The organism is Psychrobacter sp. TB20-MNA-CIBAN-0197, from assembly GCF_040309765.1.
GTDB classification, from domain to species: domain Bacteria; phylum Pseudomonadota; class Gammaproteobacteria; order Pseudomonadales; family Moraxellaceae; genus Psychrobacter; species Psychrobacter submarinus.
The window spans coordinates 1-285 of the sequence record NZ_JBEOPC010000378.1 but is presented as its reverse complement, the minus strand read 5'-3'; the positions used below and the strand labels follow the sequence as shown (position 1 = coordinate 285).

At 67.0% G+C, this 285-nt stretch carries 1 pseudogene; it reads left to right on the top strand.

What is annotated here, in order from left to right:
* A pseudogene (locus AAEY83_RS14120) lies at nucleotides 1-285 on the top strand (type VI secretion system ATPase TssH); the annotation flags it as partial.

The window sequence follows — 285 nt, the reverse complement described above, 5'->3', positions numbered from 1 at the left end:
CGTCGGCTCGGCCGCGGTGATGCAGGCGTGCCTGAACAAGCCGGCCGAGGAACTGCCCGACCCGGACACGCTCGCCGAGACGCTGCGTCCGCAGTTGTACAAGACCTTCAAGCCGGCGTTCCTCGGCCGGATGAAGGTCGTGCCGTACTACCCGATTTCCGACGACGTGCTGGCCGAGATCATCGAGCTGAAGCTCGAACGCATCCGCCGCCGGATCGAAGCGAACCACAAGGCCGCGTTCGAGTGGGACGAGTCGCTCGTCGACGCGGTGCTCGCGCGCTGCAC